Origin of the sequence: uncultured Clostridium sp., from assembly GCF_934754915.1 — a bacterium.
Lineage (GTDB): Bacteria > Bacillota > Clostridia > Clostridiales > Clostridiaceae > Clostridium.
Map to the genome: position 1 here is coordinate 1 of NZ_CAKVKB010000125.1, position 9,453 is coordinate 9,453.

Sequence of the window (9,453 nt, forward strand, 5' to 3'; positions counted from 1 at the left end):
TTCTTCTCCTTTTTCACAATTTTTTATATTATATCATGACCGAATAATTACTGTCTAATTAATTATAACCAATCCAAATAGTACAGGTGAATTATTATCCACTATTTTTGATTTTTAGTGTATAAATATTCTCTCTAAATCTAGGCTTCATGTGACCTTCCAAGAATTTCTTTAGAATAATTGTCTGACAATTGTCGGACTTTTAAAAAGTAAAGTGGCTCAAACCTAGTGTTTAAGCCACTTCTTAATGAAAACTGGTACTCCCAGCGGGAAAAAATTTATTAATATAATAACATTTATTAAGTTTCATAATATACCTCCTAAAGCTGATTATATCTTGCTTTTCAAAGTTTTAATTATTCTGCAATTTTGATTTATTTTTAAATTTTTAAAATGAAATAGTACAACGTTAGTACAATTTTTTATCCATTTATTTTTATTTGAGTAATTCCCTTTTGATTTAATACTCCTAAATCTGCATTTATATAAATTCTAATGCTCTTCTTTAATCTTCTAAAATCATCAGAGTTAATTCCAACCTCTATAGTTATATCTTTTTGTAATCCTAATATTAACGAATTTGTATCTATTACATATGATTCATTATCTTTTACATTGTTGCTTTCTGAAATTATATAATTATTTAATACTGATGGTTTTGTTATATAGTCACCATTAGAATTTTTTAATAATGCTAATTCTGTTCCAGTATTTGTTGAATATGTTATATGAGTTGGTGTGATGTTAGCTTTTTTACTTAATTGGATTCCTTTTATTAAAGCATCATAGTCTATTTTTTCAACTTCCAATTTATTAATATCACTATATAAACTTATACCTTTTATTTGTTCATTTTCACCAGCACCATATAATAACGCCTTATCAAGCTGGCTTGTTATCGCTTTTGCTATACTTGACATTAATATTTCGCTTATATTAGAAGTTTGTAATAATTGCTCTGTTATTGGAATAATTCCAGCTAGTACTTTTCCTCTTAATTCTACTGGTTTGAAAGCTACATCGGTCAATGGAATTAAATCACCTTCGGCAACAAATCCAGCTTCAATGTCTTTTGTTTGTGTTGCTATTGTCATATTTCCGTGTTCCATCATTACAGTGGGTATTTGTCCCATTATTGCACTTGTATTCCTAGCATAATCATAAATCATATCGCTTAATTGTGTAGGGATAATTGTTGTATTATTTCCAGTATTCATATCTCTAACATACTTATTTTCATTGTCAGCACCCTTCCAACCATAGCCACATAGACCTTTTACTAATTTACCTAAATCATAATTAATGTTATCTTTATAACTTCTTTTTTGTATTTTTTCATTAGGTTTAATTGCATCTTTTATACTTCTAAACTCCTGTGCTGCATCAGAATTAATTTCTGTTTTTTTAGTAATTTCATCTATTTCACTATCTATTTTTTTAATCTCTTCATTAATAGTTCTTAATTCTTCTGATTGTCCTTCAATTTTTTCGATTTTTTCAAGTAAATCATTCTTTTTTTCTTTCAATGCTTTTGCTTTATTCATAGTTCTTAATTCCTCCGTTTCATAATCTTCTATACTTCTTAATTCCAGCCTAATATTTTCATTATCAAGTCCTCTAATCTCCACGCTACAACCACTATAAGCGGGTATTTTTCTATTTGATAATATACTTACCTCTATTAAATCTAAGTCTTGTATTTCTCTTGTATCTAATGCTTCCCCTTTGCATCTTGATTCAATAGGATTTTTAAACCCAAAACTACAACCATTTAATTTATTTTCTTTTGCGAGTTTAACTGTTTCTTCATCTGTTATTGTTGCTTTATAGTGTAAGCCAATATTATCTTCTCTTAATTCGAGATTGTTTCCATTTTCGCCAATTTGTCGGCTAAAATCATGGTCCAATAATAATAATATATTATTATTTCTCTTTAACGCTCTTTCAAATGCTCCCTGTTTGATGATTTCAATAAAATTGCCTTTATTATCTGATAATACTTTTGACTTTCTTTCAGTCACATTAATATAACCTTCAAGTTGTACAGAATTATCAATTATTCTTATTTCCATTTTTTCAACTCCTTTCAAACAATTTAAAATTTTATTTTGGGAATATTTTGTGGATGCGGGAGGCCTCGTCATATGGATATGCTTTAAAAATTTTTTTAAATTATCCTAGGGGGTTTATTTATTCCAGCCAGCACCTCTTAATATTTCTTTTTGTGCTGAAAAAATTGATTTTCTATATTTTTTTATTTTTATATGCTCCATCTTTCCATTAACTTTTATACTTACTTCTTTTTCATAATAATACCCAACTGCTTTATTATATTTTTTCTCTTTTTTATTCATACTTTCTATTTTTATCTTTTCTATCTTTATTTTATTTATTTATTCATTATTTTTAAATTAAATTCTTTATTCTATTATCTTTGAATTAATTTCTTTTTGTTTTAATTCAAGTAACTTTTTATCAATAATATCTTTGTTTGGATTGTTGGAGTAATTGAGCCTGTCCCTATTATTCAGTAGGTATTTAATCATTTCAGCATTAGGTAATATATTCTCTTTGACTTCTACAATTTCAACATTGTCTTTGTTTTTTATCACTTTCTGACTTGTAATTGTATATCCTGTTGCTACTTTGAAAGCTGTTTTTATTAATTGTGCTATGTCTTTTTCATTTTCCTTAATTTTTGTCGCTAATTGAGTGTTATTTTGCTGATATCTCTCTAAAGTTCTGCGACAAATTTTCAATTTTTCGATAATTTCATCACGCGTAAAGCCTTTATTTGCAAGGTCTAAAGCCTTTTTTATTTTTTCCTCACGTTTCAACTCTACACCACCTTTTTTTAACTTTTTTGAACTTTTTAATATGATATTTCCCAACATATATATTTTTATCTTTTAGTACTTTTTTTAATATCTTTGCCTTATAAGCCCTTAACCGTTATATTTTCTACGTTTGAAGCATATTCACCTTATAAGATTGAAGAATACATATCTTATAGTTGTGTATTCTTCATTTATTAACCTCAAAGGCTCTATTTATAAGACTTTAATATTATTTTTTATTGTTAAAACCGACTTTTTAACATTTTAAGGTTTTAAGAATATTTTTTATTCCCATAACTCTTTAACATTTTTATTGATTATTTCCTGTTCAAGTCCGATATATTTTCTAGTTTCTGTTATGCTACTATGGTTAAAATATTCTCTTAATCCTTCTATGTCTTCATATTTTTGATAATATTTTCTTCCGAAAGTTTTTCTTAATGAATGAGTGCCTATATTCTTTAATTTAAATTTGTTAGCAACATTTTTTATTATTCTGTATGCTCTATCTCTCCCAATAGGTTTATTTAATCCATTTCTTGACTTAATCAAATACTGTTCTTTGTCCTTATCCTCACAATATACCTTTAATTCCTTTTTTAGCAATTTACTTAAAGCTATCTCTTTGCGTTTCCCAGTCTTTTTTTCTGTTAAGTATATAATATCTTTTTCATATACATCTTTTATTTTTAGATTTAATATATCACTTATTCTTAACCCCATAGTGATGCCGCACAAGAATAATATATAATCCCTATAGTTATTGTTTTTTAGATATTGCTCTATTTCTTTTATTTTCATATCGTTTAATATAGGCTTTACTTTTTTCATATTTTCACCTTAATTATTTATTTTCTTTTAATTTGTATATCTTATATTTAATTTCCTCACATAATTTGAAAGCATTAGTTGATAATTCAACGGACTCTTTATATCCACATGAAAACATATCGCTTAATTTGTTTACTAAAGGTTCTAATTTTTCTAAATCTGAAATATCAAGCTTATCAATTTCAAATTTTAGATTAAATACATTTCTATCTATTTCTTCCTGTTCTTCAAGATACTTTTCTAATGCATATCTTATTACAGTAGATAAATTTATTTCAGTTCCCCCCCTAGATTCTTCTTTAATTTTATTAATTCTTAGTTGTACTCTTTTAATTAATTCGTCATCTATTCTTGCTGTAATTTGTTTTGTTGACATTTTTATATCATCTCCTTCAATAAAATATTACACCGTAATTCATTGTAAGTCAATGACATGTATAGATTTTTATACTAGATTACTCTCTGCTTTTGGAGAACAAAAAAACTGACGCGGTATTATACCGAATCAGTCTCAAATATTAATTCATACCCCTCTCTTCTAAATCCATTGATAATAAATCTAATATCATATGGGCTGCCCTATCTGCCTGTTCTTCATATTCTACATGTTTAGGGCTATTTATTGTGTTTCCTTTATCTTTATGTAAATAACCATGTGCTATCTCATGAGCCAATGTATAGGCTACTCTATCTTTGCTTACATTTTCATTATTGTTAACAAAAATACATTTATTTAATAAGTACCCACATTCTTTATCTACATTCAAATCCATAATACGGACGTCAAATCCCTTTGCTTCTGCAAATCTCTTCAATTTTTCTAGTTCCATTTGTATAACCCCCCTATCTATATATCATTTTATATAATTCAATGCTTTTACTAATCTGCATCAAAGTTAAATTTTGAACCTTTATTCCTTCTTCAATTAGTTCATTAATTAATTTTTGAAATATTTTAATTTCCATAAAACAAACATTCTCCCTTTACTGGAGCATATCCAATGTGATACAATCAAATTGCGTTTTTGGGTGTATCTTTTGGATATGCTCTTTTTTATTTTTCATTAAACATTTCCTGCCTACATTCAACTTGAACTATTTCACAATTATCGGTATATCCATAATCTTTATTCAATTCTTGATTATCAGAATAGAATCTCTTTCTATCTCTATCAAAATTCAAATCAACACCAAATTCAAACCCTCTCATTCTGTCTTTAAGTATCTCAACATAAGAATCTTTTAAAGTTGCATCTTTCTTCTTTTCTTTTTCTGAATTCTTTTTTACCGATATTGCATAATCTGCTAAATTAGTTATATCTCCAGTACCAGCGACATCAAATTTTGTAACTTTTGAATTTCCTTGTTGCGGCTTTCTAGGATGTGCAATTAAATGCACTATAACGCCATACTTTCTAGCAAAGTTTTTTAGTTTATTTACAAATATCTTTTGGGCCATATACTCATTTTTATAACTGTCTTTCAATTCTATTTTCATCAGATTATCAATAACAAACACTTTAACCCCTTGTTTTGCCAATCTATTCATATCCAGCAATAATTGTTGTTCATCTGTTGTAATACTATCGTCAGTATAGATAAATAGCTTGTCCTTAATCCAGCTATCGATATAATCGATACCGACTTTTCCTAATGTTTTATACTGAATATTTTTATAACTCTTATTTATAAAATGTTCATCATTCGCAATTGTTGGATATAACCAGCTTTTCAAATTTGAATTGGTAAGTTCAGGACTATATAAAAATACTTTATATCCCCAGCTTAAACTCTCTGCTATACACATCTGATTTACAATTGTACTCTTACCATTGCCATTATATCCAGTTATTATATTTAAACTTCCCATAACGAAACCTAATAACTTTTTATCAATATTCTTAAATCCTGTTGGTATCTTCTCCATTGTGTGTATATCAACGATTTTAACCTTATCTAATGTTGTAATTGTATTTCCATTGCCTATTTTTGATTTTATAAAATCAATAGTATCGAATCTTTTTTGTATTTCTTCATCTGTTGTTATTGCTCCATCTTCGATATCTTTTGCTAATTTCAATCTTTCTCTTACAATTCTTAAATTAAGTAATTCATTGATATATGCATCAACATCTGACATTTTAACTGTTTCAGTAATCAAATCTGTTAAATAACTGATTTTAATTCCTTTTGATAAAGCTATTTTACTTACAATCAATATATCTGTACTATTTTTCAACGAATAACTTTCCTTTAGACTTTCAAATACTTTTTGATTATTAGTATTATAAAAGTCTTTTGTTGTAATTCCTCTATCTATTGCTTTTATAAAAGTTTCTTTAGATTGAATACAATTTCCTAATAAGGCTCTTTCAATTTCTAAATTGAACCTCTCCATTAAATCACCTCTTTTTAAAATTCTCTTATTCCACAATCATCAATACTTATTTGTCCTTTTATCTGTTTAGGCTGCTTAGAAGTACACCATGTATTTAGTACCCTATAATGGTCTTTGTATTTTTTACCTTTTCCATTAGCAATATAATTATCTAAAGCTAATATCTGATTATTTACTAAATCCACATCAAACTTATTAATTAATTTATTATATTGTTCTTGTGTAATTTTTACTTTGTCTATTACATCATCAATAAAATTTAAATCTATATATATATTCTTATTAGTATTCTTATTAGTATTCTTAGTGTCTTTCTTAACTACTACCTGTGGTATTTCTGAAATACTACCGTTGTCTTTCTCACATACTAGGTAGTCTTTATTAAATACTACGTTGTCTTTCTCAACTACTACCTCTATATATTTAAGTAATTCATTTAAATTGACCTTATAATAATTACTGTTCCAATCACCATTTAAAGTTCTTGTTTTATTAGCTGATATAATATTCAGTTTCTTTAATGAATTAATTGTTTTTATACATTTATCTCTACTACAAGGTATTCTTTTGGCTAATATTGTTAATGATATATTGAAGTTTTCATCATTACTCAAAATATTATTTATGCATGATTTTTGATAAACATCTAATTTATTAGTTCTTATAATCTCATTTTGTATTTGGGTAAAGTTCTCACTCATGTTCCCTCCTTTCTTCTCCATAAATTCTCACTCCTTATAATCCAATTATGTTATCTAAATTACTTATCATAGCTTTAATAGTTTTTAACTGATATTCATATGTTTTTACTTTTGCTTTTAAATTTGCAATTTCTAAATCTTTCCTCAAATCTTCCTCATTATTTTCAATTCCTAGATAAACATTTAAATCCCTTCTGGTGACCATATATTTCTTACCAATCTTCTTGGCTTTTAATTTATGTTCTCTAATATGTTTTTGAATCGTTGCTGGTTGTACCCCATATATTGATGAAATTTCAGATACTGCCAATAATTCCTGTATTTCCTGTCTTGCCATATTATCACCTTACTTTATCAAATTTTTCTTTTAAACAGTTATAACTTATAATCACATTACTTTCATACCATTTTAATAATTCTTTTAATGTTTCTTTGTTTATAGTGTCATTATCTATAGCATCACTTAACCCACTATAAATAATCTGACCTAGACACATAAGCCCAGCTATTGATAAATCTTTAGTGTCCATTAATATCACCTCTCATTAATTTATTTCTCGTTGTAATTCCTCACCTTAGACCTTAACGGTGTGTGGTTTATGTTAAGGCTTGTACACTATTTAAATTTTAATTTTCTTCTGCCAAAAACAATTCTTGTACTGTTGAATTAAGAACTTCCGCAATTTTTTTTAATGTACTAAGTTTCACATTATCATAGTTGCCTTTTTCAATTTTAACTATAGTTACATTTGATGTCCCTACCAATTCAGCTAGTTCTTTTTGGGTTATATTCTCTTTTATTCTCGCAATTTTAACATTCATTATTTCACCTTCTTTCTTAACTCTCAGTTAAGTATATATCTATTATATTTATCTTTCAGTTAAAAGTCAACACTGTTTTAAAAAATATTTTAACTTTTGGTTAAAAAATGTTATAATATATATATCATATGGAGGTGTTTTATGAATTCAATTAATATTGGTGAAAAGATTGAAAATCTTAGAAAATTTAATAAAATCAGTCGGAGTGAACTGGCTAGACGTATAAATGTTTCACCCGCATATATAACCATGCTAGAAAATGGTAAAAAAACAAACCCATCAATTGAAGTTTTAAGAAATATTGCTACTGCTCTTGCCGTTCCTGTATCCACCTTTTTAAATACAGATACGCTTCCTGTCTTAGATAATGAGGAAGTTCTTTTAAAACAACAATTATTAAATTACTTAGAAAATTATCATAATTTAAAAGCGGATGCAGCGTTATCATTATGTGATGAAATCATAGATTATACAAAAATGAGAGTTAAACATTTTAAGAATAAAAGAGGTGAATAAATGGCAACATTTAAAAATATATCTTCCATTCCTTCAAAGCCAAATTGGAAGGCTACTGTATGTCTTGGATATAATGATAATGGAAAAAAGAACCTTGCAAGAAAACAAGGATTTAAGACTAAAAAAGAAGCTGAAAAGTGGGCCGCTGATATAGTAAATAAAAAAAATAAAGGTTTTATATCTCCAACTGAAAGCAATATCTTATTCAAAGATTATATAAATAAGTGGTTTGATGAATATAAATCTCAGAATATAAGTATCAATACTAAAGCAAATTACCGTTCAAGAATTGATACTCATATAATACCTAAATTAGGCTCATATAGATTAAATAAAATTACTAATGGAATTGTTCAAGATTTTTATAATGGCCTTATATGTGAAGGAATGAAGCCATCCAGCGTTAAAAAAATAATGGAAACCTTAAACGGTGTATTTAAATATGCTCAAAAAAGCAAATTAATATATACAATTCCTACCGATATAGAAAAACAACCAATGAATAAATCCGAAGTTGAATTTTGGACTAAAGCTGAAATAGATTTTTATTTGAATGAAATAAAAGACCAGTATCTTTATACCCCTATTTTGATAGAAGTATTTACTGGATTAAGAGTTGGAGAATTGTGCGGCCTTAGATGGAGGGATATAGATTTTAATAATAAATATTTAACAGTTAATAATCAAGTTATCTATGATAGACAATTAAAAATGCTCGTATTTTCAAAAATATTAAAAACAGACACAAGTCATAGAAAAATAACATTACCTCAAATATTACTGGATTATCTGCAATCTATAAAACATGATGCATCTGAAAATGATTTTGTAATATTAAATCGTGAAGGTCTTATGTGTAATCCTCGTAATTTATCAATGAACTTTACACAATCAATTCAAAAATATAAATATTCTATTGAGGATATGAAAAAGAAAAATAAAAAAATTCCTCTTCATTATATGCAACTTAAACAAATCAGTTTTCACGCTCTTAGACACACCCACGCAACATTATTAATTTTTAATGGTGAAAATATAAAAGTTATATCCGAAAGGCTCGGTCATAAAAATATAAGTACTACATTAGACACATATACTCATGTTATGGATGATATGAAAAATAATACTGCTGATTTATTAGATAGTATTTTTAGATATAAGAAGTAGTACAATATAGTACCAAAAAAGCTAAACAAAAAATTTAGTGCAATTTATAGTACAATTTTAGAAACAAAAAACGGCTTAACCCTTATAGTTAAGCCATTCTATCTTATAAACTGGTACTCCCAGCGGGAATCGAACCCACATCTATCCCTTAGGAGGGGATTGTTCTATCCATTAAACTATA

At 26.9% G+C, this 9,453-nt stretch carries 14 protein-coding genes and 1 tRNA gene; 2 read left to right on the top strand and 13 right to left on the bottom strand.

Annotated elements, in window-relative coordinates; translation table 11 throughout:
* Window positions 1-422: 422 nt before the first annotated feature.
* The 12 genes from Q0F58_RS14855 to Q0F58_RS14910 form a co-directional block, all read right to left on the bottom strand.
* Window positions 423-2,072: a phage major capsid protein gene (locus tag Q0F58_RS14855; protein ID WP_294378182.1), complete on the bottom strand. Its 1,650-nt coding sequence runs from the start codon at window positions 2,070-2,072 to the stop codon at window positions 423-425.
* 114 nt (window positions 2,073-2,186) lie between these two features.
* Window positions 2,187-2,354 (bottom strand): hypothetical protein, encoded by a 168-nt coding sequence (locus tag Q0F58_RS14860; RefSeq protein ID WP_294378185.1) that lies wholly within the window; start codon window positions 2,352-2,354, stop codon window positions 2,187-2,189.
* Window positions 2,355-2,420: 66 nt separating this feature from the next.
* The gene (locus Q0F58_RS14865) at window positions 2,421-2,837 is read right to left on the bottom strand and encodes a hypothetical protein (protein ID WP_294378186.1); all 417 of its coding nucleotides are present in this window, start codon (window positions 2,835-2,837) and stop codon (window positions 2,421-2,423) included.
* 285 nt (window positions 2,838-3,122) lie between these two features.
* A complete protein-coding gene (locus Q0F58_RS14870) occupies window positions 3,123-3,668 on the bottom strand; it encodes a tyrosine-type recombinase/integrase (RefSeq protein ID WP_294378188.1) in 546 nt (181 codons plus the stop codon).
* A gap of 13 nt (window positions 3,669-3,681) precedes the next feature.
* Window positions 3,682-4,044, bottom strand: a complete 363-nt coding sequence (locus Q0F58_RS14875) for a hypothetical protein (RefSeq protein WP_294378190.1) — start codon at window positions 4,042-4,044, stop codon at window positions 3,682-3,684.
* A 142-nt stretch (window positions 4,045-4,186) separates the two neighbouring features.
* The gene (locus Q0F58_RS14880) at window positions 4,187-4,498 is read right to left on the bottom strand and encodes an ImmA/IrrE family metallo-endopeptidase (RefSeq protein ID WP_294378193.1); all 312 of its coding nucleotides are present in this window, start codon (window positions 4,496-4,498) and stop codon (window positions 4,187-4,189) included.
* A 13-nt stretch (window positions 4,499-4,511) separates the two neighbouring features.
* Entirely contained in the window at window positions 4,512-4,634 is a 123-nt protein-coding gene (locus Q0F58_RS14885; protein ID WP_294378195.1) for a hypothetical protein, read from the bottom strand.
* Between the two features lie 88 nt (window positions 4,635-4,722).
* Complete coding sequence (locus Q0F58_RS14890; protein ID WP_294378197.1) at window positions 4,723-6,066, bottom strand: DnaB-like helicase C-terminal domain-containing protein; 1,344 nt, start codon at window positions 6,064-6,066, stop codon at window positions 4,723-4,725.
* A 14-nt stretch (window positions 6,067-6,080) separates the two neighbouring features.
* On the bottom strand, window positions 6,081-6,788 hold the full coding sequence (locus Q0F58_RS14895) for a hypothetical protein (protein WP_294378201.1): 708 nt from the start codon (window positions 6,786-6,788) through the stop codon (window positions 6,081-6,083).
* A gap of 13 nt (window positions 6,789-6,801) precedes the next feature.
* Complete coding sequence (locus Q0F58_RS14900) at window positions 6,802-7,104, bottom strand: helix-turn-helix domain-containing protein (RefSeq protein WP_294378203.1); 303 nt, start codon at window positions 7,102-7,104, stop codon at window positions 6,802-6,804.
* A gap of 4 nt (window positions 7,105-7,108) precedes the next feature.
* Window positions 7,109-7,297, bottom strand: coding sequence for a hypothetical protein (locus Q0F58_RS14905; protein ID WP_294378206.1), 189 nt, complete (start codon window positions 7,295-7,297; stop codon window positions 7,109-7,111).
* Window positions 7,298-7,394: 97 nt separating this feature from the next.
* Entirely contained in the window at window positions 7,395-7,589 is a 195-nt protein-coding gene (locus Q0F58_RS14910; RefSeq protein ID WP_294378209.1) for a helix-turn-helix transcriptional regulator, read from the bottom strand.
* Between the two features lie 141 nt (window positions 7,590-7,730).
* Here Q0F58_RS14910 and Q0F58_RS14915 point away from each other — a divergent pair, with 141 nt between their 5' ends.
* Window positions 7,731-8,105 carry a helix-turn-helix domain-containing protein gene (locus Q0F58_RS14915; protein ID WP_294378212.1) on the top strand — a complete coding sequence of 125 codons (375 nt, stop codon included), beginning with the start codon at window positions 7,731-7,733 and terminating at the stop codon, window positions 8,103-8,105.
* Complete coding sequence (locus Q0F58_RS14920; RefSeq protein ID WP_294378215.1) at window positions 8,106-9,272, top strand: tyrosine-type recombinase/integrase; 1,167 nt, start codon at window positions 8,106-8,108, stop codon at window positions 9,270-9,272. It begins immediately after the preceding gene.
* A gap of 111 nt (window positions 9,273-9,383) precedes the next feature.
* Here Q0F58_RS14920 and Q0F58_RS14925 read toward each other — a convergent pair.
* Window positions 9,384-9,452: transfer RNA gene (locus Q0F58_RS14925), tRNA-Arg, on the bottom strand.
* Between the last annotated feature and the right edge of the window lies 1 nt (window position 9,453).